This window comes from Brevundimonas sp. GW821-FHT02A10 (genome assembly GCF_059422025.1).
This window is the reverse complement of sequence record NZ_JBWKWC010000003.1, coordinates 354,594-372,444: the sequence shown is the minus strand read 5'-3', so window position 1 is coordinate 372,444 and position 17,851 is coordinate 354,594. Positions and strand designations below refer to the sequence as shown.

18 protein-coding genes are annotated in these 17,851 nt (G+C 65.9%); all 18 read left to right on the top strand.

Translation table 11 applies throughout. From position 1 onward, the window contains the following. Positions 1 to 79: 79 nt before the first annotated feature. Positions 80 to 1,258, top strand: coding sequence for an NADH-quinone oxidoreductase subunit D (locus tag AC07U0_RS11385; RefSeq protein WP_494720284.1), 1,179 nt, complete (start codon positions 80 to 82; stop codon positions 1,256 to 1,258). Next, complete coding sequence (nuoE, locus tag AC07U0_RS11380) at positions 1,255 to 1,923, top strand: NADH-quinone oxidoreductase subunit NuoE (RefSeq protein WP_494720118.1); 669 nt, start codon at positions 1,255 to 1,257, stop codon at positions 1,921 to 1,923. The genes AC07U0_RS11385 and nuoE overlap by 4 nt, the downstream gene beginning before the upstream one ends. Then, the gene (locus AC07U0_RS11375) at positions 1,923 to 2,126 is read left to right on the top strand and encodes a hypothetical protein (protein ID WP_494720117.1); all 204 of its coding nucleotides are present in this window, start codon (positions 1,923 to 1,925) and stop codon (positions 2,124 to 2,126) included. The genes nuoE and AC07U0_RS11375 overlap by 1 nt, the downstream gene beginning before the upstream one ends. After that, positions 2,123 to 2,392, top strand: coding sequence for a hypothetical protein (locus AC07U0_RS11370; RefSeq protein WP_494720116.1), 270 nt, complete (start codon positions 2,123 to 2,125; stop codon positions 2,390 to 2,392). The genes AC07U0_RS11375 and AC07U0_RS11370 overlap by 4 nt, the downstream gene beginning before the upstream one ends. Before the next feature lie 462 nt (positions 2,393 to 2,854). After that, positions 2,855 to 4,168 (top strand): NADH-quinone oxidoreductase subunit NuoF, encoded by a 1,314-nt coding sequence (nuoF, locus tag AC07U0_RS11365; RefSeq protein ID WP_494720115.1) that lies wholly within the window; start codon positions 2,855 to 2,857, stop codon positions 4,166 to 4,168. A gap of 2 nt (positions 4,169 to 4,170) precedes the next feature. Beyond that, entirely contained in the window at positions 4,171 to 4,668 is a 498-nt protein-coding gene (locus AC07U0_RS11360) for a hypothetical protein (protein ID WP_494720114.1), read from the top strand. Continuing rightward, positions 4,668 to 6,716 carry an NADH-quinone oxidoreductase subunit NuoG gene (nuoG, locus tag AC07U0_RS11355; RefSeq protein WP_494720113.1) on the top strand — a complete coding sequence of 683 codons (2,049 nt, stop codon included), beginning with the start codon at positions 4,668 to 4,670 and terminating at the stop codon, positions 6,714 to 6,716. Before AC07U0_RS11360 ends, nuoG begins: the two co-directional genes overlap by 1 nt. 12 nt (positions 6,717 to 6,728) lie before the next feature. Further along, positions 6,729 to 7,793, top strand: coding sequence for an NADH-quinone oxidoreductase subunit NuoH (gene nuoH, locus AC07U0_RS11350; protein ID WP_494720283.1), 1,065 nt, complete (start codon positions 6,729 to 6,731; stop codon positions 7,791 to 7,793). After that, positions 7,793 to 8,023 carry a hypothetical protein gene (locus AC07U0_RS11345; protein WP_494720112.1) on the top strand — a complete coding sequence of 77 codons (231 nt, stop codon included), beginning with the start codon at positions 7,793 to 7,795 and terminating at the stop codon, positions 8,021 to 8,023. Before nuoH ends, AC07U0_RS11345 begins: the two co-directional genes overlap by 1 nt. Continuing rightward, positions 8,020 to 8,511, top strand: coding sequence for an NADH-quinone oxidoreductase subunit NuoI (gene nuoI / locus AC07U0_RS11340; RefSeq protein ID WP_207931991.1), 492 nt, complete (start codon positions 8,020 to 8,022; stop codon positions 8,509 to 8,511). Before AC07U0_RS11345 ends, nuoI begins: the two co-directional genes overlap by 4 nt. Positions 8,512 to 8,582: 71 nt before the next feature. Continuing rightward, positions 8,583 to 9,209 carry an NADH-quinone oxidoreductase subunit J gene (locus AC07U0_RS11335; protein ID WP_492948048.1) on the top strand — a complete coding sequence of 209 codons (627 nt, stop codon included), beginning with the start codon at positions 8,583 to 8,585 and terminating at the stop codon, positions 9,207 to 9,209. Beyond that, positions 9,209 to 9,514, top strand: a complete 306-nt coding sequence (gene nuoK / locus AC07U0_RS11330) for an NADH-quinone oxidoreductase subunit NuoK (RefSeq protein WP_207931989.1) — start codon at positions 9,209 to 9,211, stop codon at positions 9,512 to 9,514. The genes AC07U0_RS11335 and nuoK overlap by 1 nt, the downstream gene beginning before the upstream one ends. A gap of 8 nt (positions 9,515 to 9,522) precedes the next feature. After that, positions 9,523 to 11,616 (top strand): NADH-quinone oxidoreductase subunit L, encoded by a 2,094-nt coding sequence (gene nuoL, locus AC07U0_RS11325; protein WP_494720282.1) that lies wholly within the window; start codon positions 9,523 to 9,525, stop codon positions 11,614 to 11,616. 2 nt (positions 11,617 to 11,618) lie between these two features. Further along, positions 11,619 to 13,103 carry an NADH-quinone oxidoreductase subunit M gene (locus AC07U0_RS11320; protein ID WP_494720111.1) on the top strand — a complete coding sequence of 495 codons (1,485 nt, stop codon included), beginning with the start codon at positions 11,619 to 11,621 and terminating at the stop codon, positions 13,101 to 13,103. Positions 13,104 to 13,110: 7 nt separating this feature from the next. Further along, a complete protein-coding gene (nuoN, locus tag AC07U0_RS11315) occupies positions 13,111 to 14,556 on the top strand; it encodes an NADH-quinone oxidoreductase subunit NuoN (RefSeq protein WP_494720110.1) in 1,446 nt (481 codons plus the stop codon). A 4-nt stretch (positions 14,557 to 14,560) separates the two neighbouring features. Continuing rightward, on the top strand, positions 14,561 to 15,322 hold the full coding sequence (locus AC07U0_RS11310) for a biotin--[acetyl-CoA-carboxylase] ligase (protein ID WP_494720109.1): 762 nt from the start codon (positions 14,561 to 14,563) through the stop codon (positions 15,320 to 15,322). Beyond that, the gene (locus AC07U0_RS11305) at positions 15,319 to 16,098 is read left to right on the top strand and encodes a type III pantothenate kinase (RefSeq protein ID WP_494720281.1); all 780 of its coding nucleotides are present in this window, start codon (positions 15,319 to 15,321) and stop codon (positions 16,096 to 16,098) included. Before AC07U0_RS11310 ends, AC07U0_RS11305 begins: the two co-directional genes overlap by 4 nt. Beyond that, a complete protein-coding gene (locus AC07U0_RS11300; protein ID WP_494720108.1) occupies positions 16,099 to 17,775 on the top strand; it encodes a ribonuclease J in 1,677 nt (558 codons plus the stop codon). The last annotated feature ends 76 nt before the right edge of the window (positions 17,776 to 17,851 follow it).

The following is a 17,851-nucleotide window of genomic DNA, read 5'->3' as shown; positions in this document are numbered from 1 at the left end:
TCAGAACATGACGCCTACCGTCGCCGACCTGGACGTCTTCGCGGACGACCTGGACCATCGCACCTCGCATGCGAAGGAGATGGACGACCGCAAGTTCACCATCAACTTCGGCCCGCAACACCCGGCCGCGCACGGCGTGCTGCGTCTGGTGCTGGAGCTGGACGGCGAGGTCGTCGAACGCGTCGATCCGCACATCGGCCTGCTGCACCGCGGCACTGAGAAGCTGATGGAGTCGCGGACCTACCTCCAGAACATCCCGTATTTCGACCGGCTGGACTACGTCTCGCCGATGAACCAGGAGCACGCCTTCTGCCTGGCCATCGAGCGGCTGCTGGGCGTCGAGGTGCCGTATCGCGGCCAGCTGATCCGGGTTCTGTACTGCGAGATCGGCCGCATCCTGAACCACATCATGAACGTGACGACCCAGGCGCTCGACGTCGGGGCCCTCACGCCGCCGCTGTGGGGCTTCGAGCAGCGCGAACAGCTGATGGTGTTCTACGAGCGGGCCTGCGGCGCGCGCCTGCACGCCAACTACTTCCGCCCCGGCGGCGTCCACCAGGACCTGCCCATGGCCCTGATCGACGACATCGACCGCTGGTGCAAACAGTACCCGGGCAAGCTCGCCGACCTGGAAGCCCTGGTCACCGAGAACCGCATCTACAAACAGCGTAACGTCGACATCGCCGTCGTCACCAAGGAACAGGCCCTGCAATGGGGCTTCACCGGCGTGATGCTGCGCGGCTCCGACATCGCCTGGGACCTGCGCCGCTCGCAGCCGTACGAATGCTACGCGGATCTCGATTTCGATATCATCGTCGGCAAGAACGGCGACTGCTGGGACCGCTACCTCTGCCGCATCGAGGAGATGAAGCAGTCGGTCCACATCATGGAGCAGTGCATCCACAAGCTCCGCAACTGCCCGGGCGAACCGGTCATGAGCGAGGACAACAAGGTCGTTCCGCCTCGCCGTGGCGAGATGAAGCGGTCGATGGAATCCCTGATCCACCACTTCAAGCTCTATACCGAGGGCTTCAAGACGCCCGTGGGTGAGGTCTATGCCGCCGTTGAAGCGCCCAAGGGCGAGTTCGGCGTCTATCTGGTTTCGGACGGCACCAACCGCCCCTACCGCTGCAAGATCTCCGCCCCCGGCTTCCGCCACCTCCAGGCCATGGACTGGATGAACCGAGGCCACATGCTGGCCGACGTCTCCGCCATCCTGGGTTCGCTCGACATCGTTTTCGGAGAGGTGGACCGATGAGCGTTCGTCGTCTCGCCCAGGTCCAGCCTGAGTCCTTCGCCTTCTCCAAGGCGACCATGACCAAGGCCCAGTGGTGGATCAAGAAATACCCCGACGACCGTAAGCAGTCGGCGGTGATCCCGATCCTGTGGCTGGTCCAGAAGCAGGAAGGCTGGGTCTCCGAGCCCGCCCTGCGCGCCATCGCCGAGCTGCTGGGCATGGCCTACATCCGGGTGCTGGAGGTCGCGACCTTCTACACCATGTTCATGCTCGAGCCGGTCGGCTCGGCCGCCCTGATCCAGGTCTGCGGCACCACGCCCTGCATGCTGCGCGGCGCCGGCGACCTGATGAAGGTCTGCAAGGACCGGATCGGCCCGAAACAGACCCTGTCGGCCGACGGCAAATTCTACTGGGAAGAGGTCGAGTGCCTGGGCGCCTGCGTCAACGCGCCGATGGCCATGGTCAACGACTACTACCACGAAGACCTGACCGCCGCCGACATGAACCAGATCATCGACGACTTCGCGGCCGGCAAGAAGCCGAAGCCCGGTCCGTACGTTGACCGCGTCAACTCGGCGCCGGAGGGCGGGGCCCTGACCCTGACCGATCCGAAGCTCTATGACGGCTCGGCCGCCAAGCCGATCAAGAAGCTGCCGAACTCCGAGCCCGTGAAGGCGCCGGCCTGATGGCGAAGACCGATCCGAAATCGCCGAAGGCGCTGCAGGGAAGCGGCGTCGCTTTCCTGGGCGCCGGTGTGGCGTTCCTCGTGATCGGCGCGACCAACCGCAGCCTGCTGGCCTTCCTTGGCGTCGGCGGGGCCTTTATCGCCATCGGCCTGAGCTTCGTCGCCCAGGGCAAGAAGGCGAAGAAAGGGGAGGGTGATCAATGAGCCTTCCCGACCTGAATACCGAAGAGGGCCGCGCGGCCTATCGCAAGGAGCTGCGCCGTGTCGCCCTGCCGATCCGCTGGGGTGGCCTGGGTCTGATCGTCGTCGGGGCGCTGCTGGCCCTGATGGCGCGTACGGGCGCGCTCGGGTTCGACAATCGTGTGATGCCGGTCTGCTACGCCGCTCTGGCGCTGGGCTGGGCGCTCGTCCTGGCCGCGATCGTCATTCGCACCCGCTATCACAAGCGCCGTCTGGCGGAGGGGCTGTGATGTCCCTGCATCATTCGGCGACGGATCGACTCCATATGGTCAAGCTGTCGTGCCAACGTCAGCAAGACGAACGATGCTCTCTGGTCAGTCAGGACCAGGGGATATGGAATGGCCGATCGGAAACCCGGCAAGCGCGGGCGCGCGTCCGCTCGGCCGTCGAAAGCGCGTCGGCGCGCCGCCGCCTTTCTCGCCAATCTGCTTGGCGTTCTGGGAATGACCGCGGGCGGTCACGCCCGTCCGGAAACGCCCCAATCGTCGCAAACCGTGCCTTCTCGACCGGCGCCTTCGCCGTCGTCCTCTCCTGTTTCTCAGCCGACCGGCCCCGTTGATGCCCCTGAACGCCCATCGCCTTCCCCAAATCAAACGCCTGTCCTCGGCGAGCGCGACCGTCGCGACCGCCGAAGCGAGCTGTCACGTTCCCGGCTCTGGCGACCGGATCCACCTGGTTGGGGAGGCGGCCCGATGATCGGCATGCTTGAAGACAAGGACCGCATCTTCACCAACCTGTACGGGCTCCAGGACTGGGGTCTGGAAGGCGCGAAGAACCGCGGCTGCTGGAACGCCACCAAGGACATGCTGGACATGGGCCGCGACTGGCTCATCACCAACGTCAAGAACTCGGGCCTGCGCGGCCGCGGCGGCGCCGGCTTCTCGACCGGCCTGAAGTGGTCCTTCATGCCGAAGGAACTCAAGGATCGCCCGCACTATCTCGTCGTCAACGCCGACGAGTCCGAGCCCGGCACCTGCAAGGACCGGGAGATCATGCGCCATGATCCCCATCTGCTGATCGAAGGCTGCCTGATCGCCTCCTTCGCGATGCAGGCCCACGCCTGCTACATCTATCTGCGCGGCGAATATGTGCTCGAGCGCGAGCGGATGGAGGCTGCGGTCAAGCAGGCTTATGAAGCCAAGCTGATCGGCAAGAACAACGTCCACGGCTGGGACTTCGACGTCTATATCCACCACGGCGCCGGCGCCTACATCTGCGGCGAAGAGACCGCCCTGCTGGAAAGCCTGGAAGGCAAGAAGGGCCAGCCGCGCCTGAAGCCGCCGTTCCCCGCCGGCGCCGGCCTCTACGGCTGCCCGACGACCGTGAACAACGTCGAATCCATCGCCGTCGTGGGCACCATCCTGCGTCGCGGCGCCGAATGGTTCGCCGGCTTCGGCCGTCCGAACAACACCGGCACCAAGCTGATGTCGATCTCGGGCCACGTGAACCGCCCGTGCAATGTCGAAGAGTCGATGTCGATCCCGCTGCGTCAGCTGCTGGAAGAGCATTGCGGCGGCGTGCGCGGCGGCTGGTCGAACCTGAAGGCCGTCATCCCGGGCGGGGTCTCCGTGCCCCTGATCACCCGCGAAATGTCCGAAACCGCCCTGATGGACTTCGACTCCTTGCGCGAAATGCGCTCGGGCCTCGGCACCGCGGCGGTCATCGTCATGGACAATGACACCGACCTGGTGAAGGCGATCGCCCGCATCAGCTATTTCTACAAGCACGAGAGCTGCGGCCAGTGCACGCCGTGCCGTGAAGGCACCGGCTGGATGTGGCGCGTGCTGGAGCGCATGGCGATCGGCGAGGCGGATCCGTCCGAGATCGACCTGCTGCTCGACGTCGCCGGTCAGGTCGAAGGCCACACCATCTGCGCTCTCGGCGACGCCGCGGCTTGGCCCGTCCAGGGCCTGATCCGACACTTCCGCCACGAGATCGAGGACCGCATCCAGCAGTACCGCACCCGCCGCGCGAACTTCGCCGGCCACGCGATCGCGGCGGAGTAAAGATGAGGGCAGCGATCGTCATCGCTGGAGGACTTCTCGGTCTGGCCGCCTGCGGTCAGCCGGCGGAGAAGGCTGCGCCCAAGGCGACGGAGACGGCCTCGGCCGCCACCGTGACGTCTGACGCCGCGACCGCGCCGACGGGCCCGCTGTCGGCCGTCGATCTGCGCCGCGTCTGCCGCGCCGGTCTGGCCGCCATCCACGGGCAGGAGCCTGAGGCGATCCAGATCACCGGTCTGGAAGGTTCGGTCGTCAACGCCCAGTGGCCCGCGCCCGTCGACGGCGGCCTGATGAAGGCCCAGTGCCGGACCGAAGGCGCGATGCTGACCTGGAAGCCGGTCGATCTGCCCGATCCCGTCGACAATCGCTGGATGAACCAGTCCGGCGACCCCGCAAACACCTTCGCCATCAAGGGCGACGTCGTGACGGTCACCCAGACCTTCCCCGACGGTACGAACCAACAGTCGGACCTCACGGTCCCTGCGAGTAAAGAGGCCGCCTGATGCCCGTCGCCAAGGTCAACGGCGTAGAAACCGAATTCGAGCCCGGCATGACCGTGCTGCAGGTCGCCGAGCGCGCCGGGCATGAGATCCCGCGCTTCTGCTACCACGAGCGGCTGTCGATCGCCGGCAACTGCCGCATGTGCCTGGTCGAGGTGAAGCCCGGACCGCCGAAGCCGCAGGCCTCGTGCGCCCTGCCGGCCGCCGAGAACCAGGAAATCTTCACCGACACCCCGATGGTCAAGAAGGCCCGCGAAGGGGTGATGGAGTTCCTGCTCATCAACCACCCGCTCGACTGCCCGATCTGCGACCAGGGCGGCGAATGCGACCTGCAGGACCAGTCGGTCGGCTACGGCCGCGACGGCTCGCGCTATTCCGAGAACAAGCGCGCCGTCGAAGAAAAGAACATGGGTCCGACGGTAAAGACCTTCATGACCCGGTGCATCCAGTGCACCCGCTGCGTCCGCTTCATCTCCGAGATCGCCGGCGTGCCGGACATCGGCATGATCTCGCGCGGCGAGGACGCCGAGATCACCACCTACCTCGAGAAGAACGTCGACTCCGAGCTGTCAGGCAACGTCAACGACCTGTGCCCGGTCGGCGCCCTGACCCACCGCCCGTGGCAGTACCACTACCGCCCGTGGGAGCTGAAGAAGACCGAGACCATCGACGTCATGGACGCCCTGGGCTCGAACATCCGCGCCGACTCCAAGGGCGCCGAGGTCATGCGCGTCCTGCCGCGCGTCAACGAGGGCATCAACGAGGAGTGGCTGACCGACAAGAGCCGCTACGTCGTCGACGGTCTGCAGAAGCGCCGCCTGGACCGTCCGTATATCCGTGAGAACGGCAAGCTGCGCGCCGCGACGTGGGAAGAGGCCCTGTCGGCCGTCGCCGCGAAGCTGAAGGCCGCTCCGGCTAACCGCATCGGCGCCATCGCCGGTGACCTGCAGGACGCCGAGGGCATGAAGGCGACGCTGGACCTGTTCCGCGCGCTCGGCTCGGCCAACACCGACTGCCGTCAGGACGGCTCGACCCTGGGCTACGGCCCGCGCGAAAGCTGGCTCTTCAACTCCAGCCTGATCGGCATCGAACAGGCGGACGCGGTCCTGCTGGTGGGCGTGAACCCGCGCACCGAGGCTCCGCTGCTGAACACCCGCCTGCGCAAGATCTGGCTGTCCGGCAAGGCCGAGATCGGCGTGATCGGCGAACAGGCCGACCTGACCTATCCCTACAGCTACCTCGGCGCCGGTTCGAAGACCCTGGGCAAGCTGCCCAAGGCCGCGGTAGACACCCTGACCAGGGCCCAGCGTCCGGCCATCATCGTCGGCGGCGACGCCCTGAGCGGGGAGGGCGGCGACGCCGTCCTGAACGCCCTCGGCGCCTTGGCGAAGAAGGTCGGCGTCATCGCTGACGGCTGGAACGGCTTCAACGTCCTGCACCACGCCGCCTCGCGCGTCGGCGGTCTGGACATGGGCTTCGTGCCCGGCGAAGGCGGCCTGACGGTCGCCGACATGCTCAAGCCGGACGCGCTGGACGTGCTGTTCCTGCTGGGCGCCGACGAGGTCAACGCCACGGCGTCAAACGCCTTCCGCGTCTATCTGGGCAGCCACGGCGACAACGGGGCGCACAGCGCCGACGTCATCCTGCCGGGCGCCGCCTACACCGAGAAGTCGGGCCTGTACGTCAACACCGAAGGCCGGGTGCAGATGGCCGAACGGGTCGTCTTCCCCAAGGGCGACGCCAAGGAAGACTGGGCCATCCTGCGCGCCCTGTCGGCCAAGGTCGGTCAGACCCTGCCGTACGACACCCTCGACCAGCTGCGTTCGAAGCTGATGGCCGACACCCCGAGCTTCGGCCGTATCGACGCCCTGCCTTCGCCTGTGGATTTCGATCCCTCGAAGCTGGGCAAGAAGGGCGATCTCGGCGATACGGCCTTCGTCTCGGCCGTGGCCGATCCCTACCTCAACAATCCGATCGCGCGCGCCAGCGACACGATGGTCGAGCTGTCCGCCCTGCGGTCGGCCCCGGCCGCGGCAATGGCGGCGGAATAACCCATGGACCCGATGTCTTTCTGGACCACACCCCTCGGCTGGTTCCTGGCCACCACGGGCGCCGTGCTGCTCGTCACCGTCGGCGTTCTGATCGCCGTGGCCTTCCTGCTGCTCGCCGACCGCAAGATCTGGGCGGGCATCCAGATGCGCAAGGGCCCCAACGTCGTGGGTCCGTTCGGCCTGCTTCAGTCCTTCGCGGACATGATCAAGTTCGTCCTGAAGGAAGTGGTCGTCCCGGCCGGCGCCGACAAGGCGGTCTTCCTGCTGGCCCCGATCATCACCGTGATCACCGCCTTCATCACCTGGGCGGTCATTCCGTTCGCCCCGGGCTGGGTCATCTCCGACCTGAACGTCGGCATCCTGTACATCTTCGCCATCTCGTCGCTGGGCGTATACGGCATCATCATGGGCGGCTGGGCTTCGAACTCGAAGTATCCGTTCCTCGGCTCGCTGCGTTCGGCGGCCCAGATGGTCTCCTATGAGGTCTCCATCGGCCTGGTGATCATCAACGTCATCCTGCTGGCCGGCACGATGAACCTGACCGGCATCGTTACCGCGCAGGAAGGCTGGATCTGGAATTGGTTCGCCTTCGGTGGCGGGCTGAAGACCCTGCCGTTGATCGTGATCATGTTCCCGATGCTGATCGTCTTCTTCGTCTCGGCCCTGGCCGAAACCAACCGCCCGCCGTTCGACCTTCCCGAAGCGGAATCCGAACTCGTGGCCGGCTATCAGGTCGAATACTCCTCGACCCCGTACCTGCTCTTCATGATGGGCGAGTACGTGAACATCATCTTCATGTGCGCCATGATCAGCATCCTGTTCTGCGGCGGCTGGAACCCGGGCTTCCCCATCGACTTCACCGCCGACTGGAACCCCTTCCTCGTCAACTTCCTGCTGTTCCTCGTGCTGGCCGTGAAGATCGTCTTCTGGTTCTTCATGTTCGCCGTGGTGAAGGGCTTCGTGCCGCGCTACCGCTACGACCAGCTGATGCGCCTGGGCTGGAAGATCTTCCTGCCGACCTCGCTGGTCGCCGTCGTCGGCGTCTCGGCCTGGCGCGTCTTCGTGATGGGGGCGTGATGCGCATGATCCCCGTCGCCATCCTCGCCGCCCCCGTGCTGTTCGGCACGGCCGGCTGCGCCTTCCCCCAGCCCTATGAGGCCGATCCGACCTCGGTCTATGGCTGGCAGCGTCGCCAGGACGAGATCCAGCGCCGTGAAGACGAGCGCGTGCGCCTGTGCGCCATCATGAACAAGGACACCGATCGCTATCGTCGCGATTGCACCCGTCCGGGAGACCCCATCCGATGATCGCCCGACTGATCCAGACCGCGAAGGGCGCGCTTCTGCTCGACGCCTTCGGCGCCGTCGGCCTGACCGTGCGCGAGATGTTCCGTCCGAAGATGACGGTCAACTATCCGTTCGAGCGCAACCCGCAGTCGCCGCGCTTCCGCGGCGAGCACGTCCTGCGCCGCTACGCCAACGGCGAAGAGCGCTGCATCGCCTGCAAGCTGTGCGAGGCCATCTGCCCGGCGCAAGCTATCACCATCGAGGCCGAACCGCGCGCCGACGGCAGCCGCCGCACGACCCGCTACGACATCGACATGGTCAAATGCATCTACTGCGGCCTGTGCCAGGAGGCCTGCCCGGTGGACGCCATCGTCGAGGGACCGAACTCCGAGTTCGCCACCGAGACGCGTGAGGAACTCTATTTCGACAAGCAACGCCTGCTCGAAAACGGCGACCGCTGGGAACGGCAGATCGCGAAGAATCTGGAACTCGACGCGCCTTATCGCTAAGGCGCGTCTCGCTTAGGAACGGTCCGCGATTCACGTCGCGGCCAAGACGGAAAAGGGGCGCTGGGCCCATCATGCTGCAAGGCATAGCCTTCTATCTGCTGGCGACGGTCGCCGTGGTCTCGGGCCTTCTGGTCGTGACCATGAAGAATCCCGTGCACAGCGTGCTCTTCCTCATCCTGGCCTTCTTCTCGTCGGCCGGGCTGTTCGTTCTGCTGGGCGCCGAGTTCCTGGCCATGCTTCTGGTCGTGGTCTACGTCGGGGCGGTCGCGGTGCTGTTCCTGTTCGTCGTCATGATGCTGGACGTCGACTTTGTCGGCCTGCGTGAGGGCTTCGCCCGCTACATGCCGATCGCCATCATCGTGGCGACCGTCCTGCTGATCGAGATGATCATCATCACCTCGGCGGTCGTGACCGGCGGGGCAGGGGCCCAGGCCCGCGACGTTCTGGTGGCCACGCCGGAAACCTCGAACATCGAGGCCATCGGCCGGGTGCTCTACACCGACTACATCTACTTCTTCCAGGCGGCCGGGATCGTGCTGCTGATCGCGATGATCGGCGCCATCGTCCTGACGCTGCGCCACAAGCCGGGCGTTCGCCGCCAGAAGATCCACGACCAGGTCACGCGCGACGCCAAGACCGCGATCGAGATCAAGGGCGCCGCCTCGGGCGCCGGCCTCAGCCCCGAGGAGCTTCTCTGATGATCGGTCTGCACGCCTATCTCGTCGTCGCGGCCATGCTGTTCACCATCGGGGTGTTCGGCATCTTCGTGAACCGCAAGAACGTCATCATCATCCTGATGTCGATCGAGCTGATCCTGCTCGCCGTGAACATCAATTTCGTCGCCTTCTCGACCTATCTGCACGACGTGCAGGGGCAGATCATGGCGATGTTCGTCCTGACGGTCGCCGCCGCGGAGGCCGCTGTCGGCCTCGCCATCCTGGTGACCTTCTTCCGTAACCGCGGCGACATCGCCGTGGACGACGCTTCGGTCATGAAGGGCTGATCGTGAACCTGCACTTGCTCGTCACTCTCGGCGTTTTCGCCCCCCTGCTGGGCGCCGCCATCGTCGGCTTCTTCGGTCGCCGTCTGGGGGACATCGTCTCCCAGACCATCACGACCGGCCTGCTGTTCTTCGCCTGCGCCGTGGCCTGGACCGTCTTCGGCCAGTGGACCTGGGGCGGCCTCGAGCCCTTCACCGTCAAGATCGCGCCCTTCATCACCGTGGGCGACTTCAAGTCGGTCTGGTCGATCCGCATCGACGCCCTGTCGGCGACCATGCTGATCGTGGTGACCAGCGTCTCGTCCCTCGTCCACCTCTACAGCTGGGGCTATATGTCGGAAGACGACAGCCGCCCGCGCTTCTTCGCCTATCTGTCGCTGTTCACCTTCGCCATGCTGGCGCTGGTCACCGCCGCCGACTTCATGCAGCTGTTCTTCGGCTGGGAAGGGGTGGGCCTGGCGTCCTATCTGCTGATCGGCTTCTGGTACAAGAAGTCGACCGCCTCGGCCGCCGCCATCAAGGCCTTCGTCGTCAACCGTGTCGGCGACTTCGGCTTCGCGCTCGGCATCATCACCGTCTTCTGGATGTTCGGCACGATCAATTTCGCCGAGCTGTTCCCGATGATCGCCTCGAAGGCCGGCACGACCTGGGAGTTCCTGGGCCATGACTGGTCGGCGATCGACCTGGCCGCCTTCCTCCTGTTCATCGGCGCGATGGGCAAGTCGGCGCAGTTCTTCCTGCACACCTGGCTTCCGGACGCCATGGAAGGCCCGACCCCGGTTTCGGCCCTGATCCACGCGGCGACCATGGTCACCGCCGGCGTCTATATGGTCTGCCTGCTGTCGCCGATCTTCGAATACGCCCCGACCGCCTCGCTGATCGTGGCCATCGTCGGCGCCATCACGGCCCTGTTCGCCGCGACCGTCGGCATGATGCAGAACGACATCAAGCGGGTCATCGCCTACTCGACCTGTTCGCAGCTGGGCTACATGTTCTTCGCCGCCGGCGTCGGCGCCTATCAGGGCGCCATGTTCCACCTGTTCACGCACGCCTTCTTCAAGGCCCTGCTGTTCCTGGGCGCCGGTTCGGTGATCCACGGCATGCATCACGAGCAGGACATGCGGAAGATGGGCGGCCTGTGGAAGCTGCTGCCGATCACCTATGCCGTCATGGTCATCGGCACGATCGCCATCACCGGCCTCGGCATTCCTGAAGTGGGCGGTTTCGCCGGCTTCTACTCAAAGGACTCGATCATCGAGAGCGCCTTCGCTGCGGCCTCCAGCGGCCATTCGCCGGCCGGCTATTTCGCCTTCTTCATCGGCATCATGGCCGCCGGTCTGACCAGCTACTATTCGTGGCGTCTGATCTTCATGACCTTCCACAACAAGCCCCAGTGGACGGAAGAGGCCCTGGCCGCGCATGCGCACGACCACGCTGACGATCATGCCTCGCACGCCCAGATCGAGACCCACTCCGAGCCGGATGGTCACGACGCGCATGACGATCACGCCCACGACGACCACCACCACGGCCCGCTCAAGCCGCACGAGAGCCCCTGGGTCATGGTCGTGCCGCTGCTGCTGCTGTCGGTCGGCGCCGTCTTCGCCGGTATGGTCTTCGCCCCGAACTTCATCGGTCACGGCGAGCACGAGTTCTGGCGCGGAGCCATCTTCACCGGCGCCCACAACCACGTCCTGCACGAGAGCCACGAGGTTCCGATGTGGGTCAAGCTGTCGCCGCTGGTCCTGACCGTTCTCGGCGCCCTGATCGCCTTCTGGATCTACGTCCTCAAGGAAGGCGTCGCGAAGTACTGGGCCGAGCAGAAGAGCCCCGTCTGGGCGTTCCTCTACAACAAATGGTACTTCGACGAGCTGTATGACGCCGTCTTCGTGAAGGGGACCAAGGCGATCGGCGACTTCTTCTGGAAGATCGGCGACGTGAAGATCATCGACGGTCTGGGCCCCAACGGCGCCGCCTGGTCCTCGCTCAAGTCCGCGAGCTGGCTGTCCAAGTTCCAGTCGGGCTACGTCTACTACTATGCGTTCGTGATGTTGGTCGGTGTCGCCGGCTTCCTCGCCTTCGCTCTCTATGCGTTCGGAGGCTGACCGTGCCCGCAATCCTGAGCATCGTCACCTTCCTGCCGCTGGCCGGAGCCCTGCTCCTGCTGGGCGCCAGGTTCACGCAGAAGACCGCTGACGCCGCCGCGCCGCTGGCGCGCCGGATCGCCCTGATCACGACCCTGGCCACCTTCGCGGTGTCCATCGTGCTGGTGCTGCAGTTCGATCCGTCGAACAGCGCCTATCAGTTCGTCGAGCAGCACGCCTGGTTCGCCGGGGCCAGCTATCATCTGGGCGTCGACGGGATCTCGATCCTGTTCGTCCTGCTGACAGCCTTCCTGCTGCCGATCTGTATCGTGTCGAGCTGGAAAGCCATCGAGACGCGCGTCGTCGAATATATGATCGCCTTCCTGGTGCTGGAGACCCTGGTCATCGGCGTGTTCACGTCGCTGGACCTGTTCCTCTTCTACATCTTCTTCGAGGGCACCCTGGTCCCGATGTTCCTGATCATCGGCATCTGGGGCGGGGCGAACCGGATCTACGCCTCGTACAAATTCTTCCTCTACACCCTGCTGGGGTCGGTGCTGATGCTGCTGGCCATGCTGTGGATGGCCTACTACGCCGGCACCACCAGCATTCCGGAGCTGAAGGCCTTCCACTTCCCGGCCGAGTTCCAGCCGCTGCTGTGGCTCGCCTTCTTCGCCTCCTTCGCAGTGAAGATGCCGATGTGGCCGGTCCATACCTGGCTGCCCGACGCCCACGTCCAGGCGCCCACGGCGGGTTCGGTCATCCTGGCCGGCATCCTGCTGAAGCTGGGCGGTTACGGCTTCATCCTGTTCAACGTGCCGATGTTCCCCATCGCCTCGCAGATGTTCCAGCCGTTCGTCATGACCCTGTCGGTCATCGCCATCGTCTACACCTCGCTGGTCGCCTTCCGTCAGACCGACATCAAGAAGCTGATCGCCTATTCGTCGGTCGCCCACATGGGCTTCGTGACCATGGGCATCTTCGCCGGCAACGCCCAGGGCATGCAGGGCGCCGTCTTCCAGATGCTGAGCCACGGCCTGATCTCGGGCGCGCTCTTCCTCTGCGTCGGCGTGGTCTATGACCGGATGCACACCCGCGAGATCAGCTTCTACGGCGGCCTGACCTCGCGCATGCCCTGGTATGCGGCCATCTTCCTGATGTTCACCATGGCCAACGTCGGCCTGCCGGGCACCTCGGGCTTCGTCGGCGAAATCCTGACCATGACCGGTGGCTACCAGGCCGCGACCTGGGTGGCCTTCGTCGCCGCCTCGGGCGTGATCTTCTCGGCCGTCTACGCCCTGACGCTGTACCGCAACGTCATGTTCGGCGAGATCACCAACCCGGCCCTGGCCGACATCAAGGACATCGACCTGCGCGAGCTGGTCATCTTCGTTCCGCTGATCGTCGGCACCATCTGGCTGGGCGTGCAGCCTGACCTGGTGCTCAACTATACCGCCGCTTCCGTCGACGCTGTCGTAGGCGTCTATCGCGCCGCGATCGGCGGGTGAGATAACAATGCCTGATCTGTCCTCCGCCCTTCATCTCGCCGCTCCGGAGCTCACGCTCGCCATCGGCGCCCTGGTCCTGCTCGTGCTCGGCGCCTTCATCGGCGAGAAGAGCGCGCGTCTGATCTCGATCCTGTCGGTCGCCCTTCTGATCGCCGCCTCGGCCGTCGCCGCCACCGGCCCGCTGGGCGCGGCCTTCCACGGCGCCTATGTCGCCGATCCGCTGGCCGTCTACGCCAAGGTCGTCATCTACCTTTGCTCGGCGGTGGCGGTGATCCTCGGCGGCGGCTGGATGCAGCGCACGAAGATCGCCAAGTTCGAGTTCCCGATCCTGATCGTCCTGGCCTCGGTCGGTATGAGCATGATGGCCTCGTCGGGCGATTTGATCTCGCTCTACGTCGGCATCGAGCTGCACTCGCTGGCCCTCTACGTCCTCGCCGCCTTCCACCGCGACGACCTCAAGGCCTCGGAAGCCGGGCTGAAGTATTTCGTCCTCGGCGCCCTGTCGTCGGGCCTGCTGCTGTACGGCGCCAGCCTGATCTACGGCTTCACCGGCTCGATGCGCTTCGAGGATATCGCCGCCGTCGCCTCGGGCGAGCACGTCGGCGCCGGCCTGATCTTCGGCCTCGTCTTCCTGATCTCGGGTCTGGCCTTCAAGGTCTCGGCCGCGCCGTTCCACATGTGGACGCCGGACGTCTACGAAGGCGCCCCGACCCCGGTCGTCGCCCTGTTCGCCACGGCCCCCAAGGTCGCGGCCATGGTCCTGATCGTCCGCGTTCTGGACGGCGCCTTCATTGGCATCCACGCCCAGTGGGCCCAGGTGCTGGTGCTGATCTCGCTGATCTCGTTCGCCGTCGGCTCGTTCGGCGGCCTGGCCCAGAAGGACATCCAGCGCCTGCTGGCCTATTCCTCGATCATCAACATCGGCTACGCCCTTCTGGGCATCGCCGCCGGCACGACCGTCGGCGTCCAGGCCATGCTGATGTTCATGACCCTGTACGTCATCGACCAGTTCGGCTTCTTCGCCCTGATCCTGTCGCTGTCCAAGGGCGGCAAGCCGATCCGCAAGATCGCCGACCTCGCCGGTCTGAAGAAGACGCGTCCGGTGACCACGGTGGCCATCACCGTCCTGTCGCTGTCGGTTCTGGGCATGCCTCCGTTCTCCGGCTTCTGGGGCAAGTTCTACGTCTTCGGCGCCGCGGCGAGCACGGGCTACTGGATGGTGGCGGCGGCGGGCCTGGTGGCCTCGGTCGTGGCGGCCTTCTACTATCTGCGCATCCTCAAGCTGATGTGGTTCGATGCGCCGCTGGACGACGTCGGCACCGACGCCGCCCCGGTGGAATCGCAATGGATCGGTTGGGCCTGCGCGGCCTTCACATTCCCCGTCGTGATCCTCGGCCTGATCTACCTCGAGCCCCTGGCCAAGGCCGCGGCCTCCGGCTTCGGAGCCGGGTAGGGCGGTGACGCCCGCACCGATCCTGCTGCTCGAAGAGACGGATTCCACCAACGCCGAGGCCCGTCGCCGGGCCGAGGCGGGCGAGCGCGGTCCTGTGTGGATCGTTGCCCGCCAGCAGACCGCCGGTCGCGGACGGCGCGGGCGCGAGTGGATCAGTGAGACCGGCAACCTCTACGCCACTCTCCTGACCACCACCCGCAAGCCTCCGGCCGAAGCGGCCCAGGTGACCTTCGTCGCCGCCCTCGCCGCCGCCGATCTGGTCTGCGAACTGGTGCCGCCGCCGCTGGTCACGATCAAATGGCCCAACGACGTGATGGTCGAGGCCGACAAGCTGGTCGGCATCCTGGTCGAGTCCGGTCCCCATGAGGACGGCGGCCTCTGGCTGGCCGTCGGCATCGGCGTCAACCTGACCGAGGCCCCGACCGGCACCGAGCGGCCTGCGACCTCCGTCTCCGCCCATCTGAAGGGCGACGTCCATTCGACGCCCCGGATCGAGGACGCGGCCGAGATCCTCGCCGGTCATTTCGCCATCTGGATGGAGCGTTGGGAGACCCTGGGCTTCCAGCCGGTGCTCGACGCCTGGATCGCCCGCGCCCGGGGCCTCGACGGTCCCTGTGTCGCGCGGCTGGGTCACGAGACGCTCGAAGGCATGGCCGAAGGCGTCGAGGCCGACGGCGCCCTGCGTCTGCGCCTGCCCGACGGCCATCTGCGCCTCATCTCGGCCGGGGACGTCTTCTTCGGTTCGACCAGAGGAGGGCAGGGCTGATGCTGCTGGCCATCGAACAGGGCAACACCAATACGCTCTTCGCCATCCACAACGGCGCCGAGTGGATCGCCCAGTGGCGTACGGCGACCGAGGCCAACCGCACGGCCGACGAATACGCCGTCTGGCTGAGCCAGTTGCTGCACATGCACGCCCTGTCGTTTGGCGACCTGACCGGCTGCATCATCTCCAGCGTCGTGCCCCAGTCGATCTTCAACCTGAGGAACCTGTCGCGCCGCTATATGAACGCCGAGCCGCTGGTGATCGGCGAGAATGCGAAGCTTGGCATCGAGGTGCGGATCGCCAAGCCCAGCGAGGCGGGCGCTGACCGTCTGGTCAACGCCATCGGGGCCCATCTGGTCTATCCGGGCGACCTGCTCTTGATCGACAGCGGCACCGCCACCACCTTTGACATCGTAGCGGCCGACGGCGCCTTCGAGGGCGGCCTGATCGCCCCGGGCATCAATCTGTCGCTGCAGGCCCTGCACGAAGCCGCCGCCAAACTGCCTCGCATCGCCATCCAGAAGCCGGAGCGGGTGATCGGCAAGGACACGGTCGCCGCCATGCAATCGGGCGTTTTCTGGGGCTATATCGCCCTCATCGAGGGACTGGTGTCCCGCATCAAGGCCGAGTGGGGCGCGCCGATGACGGTCGTCGGCACCGGCGGCGTCGCCTCCCTGTTCGAGGGCGCCACAACAGCAATTGACCGGTTCGATCCGGACCTGACCATCCGCGGCCTGCTGGAAATCTGGCGCCGCAATACTGATTTGAAAGACTGAATGAAAAAATCTGCCAACGACGAACTCGTCTTCCTGCCGCTGGGCGGCTCGAACGAGATCGGCATGAACCTCAACTGCTACGGCTATGGGCCGGAGCATAATCGCCAATGGATCATCGCCGACGTCGGCGTGACCTTCGGCGACCCCTCGACCCCCGGCATCGACGTCATCGTCCCCGATCCGTCCTTCCTTGAGGGCGAGAAGATTCGCGGCATCGTCCTGACCCACGCCCACGAGGACCATATCGGCGCCCTCGGCTGGCTCTGGACCCGGATGAAGGCCCCGCTCTATGCGACGCCCTTCACCGCCTTCCTGATCCGCGAGAAGCTGCGCGAAGCGGGCATCCTGAACCAGGTGAAGATCCACGAGGTGCCGCTGAACGGCAACATCGATCTGGGTCCGTTCCAGGTTCAGATGATCACCATGACCCACTCGATCGCCGAGCCGAACGGCCTGGCCATCCGCACGCCGCTGGGCACGGTGTTCCACACCGGCGACTGGAAGATCGATGACGGCCCGGTCGTGGGCGAAGTCACCGACGCCAAGGCCATCACCGCGCTCGGCGACGAGGGCGTGCTGGCCATGGTCTGCGACAGCACCAACGTCTTTTCCGAAGGCTCGGCGGGTTCGGAAACGGGCGTCGCCGAGGAACTGGACAAGCTGATCGGCAGCCTGAAGCACGGCCGTATCGCCGTCGGCTGTTTCGCCTCCAACGTCGCCCGCATGGACAGCGTCATCCGCGCCGCCGAGAAGCACGGTCGCCGGATTTTCCTGGCCGGCCGTTCGATGAACCGCATCACCGCCGCCGCCAAACACGTCGGCATGCTGTCCGACGTGAAGAAATTCCTGTCGGACGAGGAGGCCCGCGTCTGGCCCGCCGACGAGATCCTGTATCTCTGCACCGGCAGCCAGGGCGAACAGAACGCGGCCCTGGCCCGCGTCGCCTCGGGCACCCACCCGACGGTCAAGCTGGGCCGTGGCGACCACTGCATCTTCTCGGCCCGGGTCATCCCCGGCAACGAGCTGTCGATCGGCCGTCTGCAGGACCGTCTCGCCGATCGCGGGGTGCGCCTCTACACCGAGAAGGACCACCCCGGCATCCACGTCTCGGGTCACCCGTGCCGTGACGAGCTGCGCCAGATGTACGCCTGGGCGCGGCCGCAGATCGCCGTCCCGACCCACGGCATGCGCCGCCATATCGCCGAGCACGCCCTGTTGGCGACCGAACTCGGCGTGCCCGAGACCGTCACGCCGCGCAACGGCGACATGGTGCGTCTGGCCCCCGGGCCGGCGGCCATCATCGACGAGGTGCCCAACGGCCGCCTGTTCGTCGACGGCGGCATGCTGGTGCCCGAACAGGGCGAGGCCCTGCGCGAACGCCGCCACGCCTCGACCAACGGGGTGATCGTGGTCTCCTTCGCCATGGACCGCCGCGGCAAGATCGTCTCGGACATCGATGTGCGCGGCATCGGTCTGCCGGGGGATGAGGAAAGCCCGCTGGGCGAGGCTCTGGACGAACTGGCCGAACGCGCCGAACAGGCCGTCAACAGCCTGAAGGGCGACGCCCGCGAGGACGACACTGTGGTCGAACAGGCCGTGGCCCGCGTCCTCAAGAAGGCCTCGCAGCAGATCTGGGACCGCCGTCCCATCGTCGAGACGGTGATCCTGCGTCTCTGAACGTGATTTGCGATCACGGGAGTTGCGATCATGGGGGCGCGGCGTAAGGTCGCGCCCTGGAGATCGGGGAAAGTTC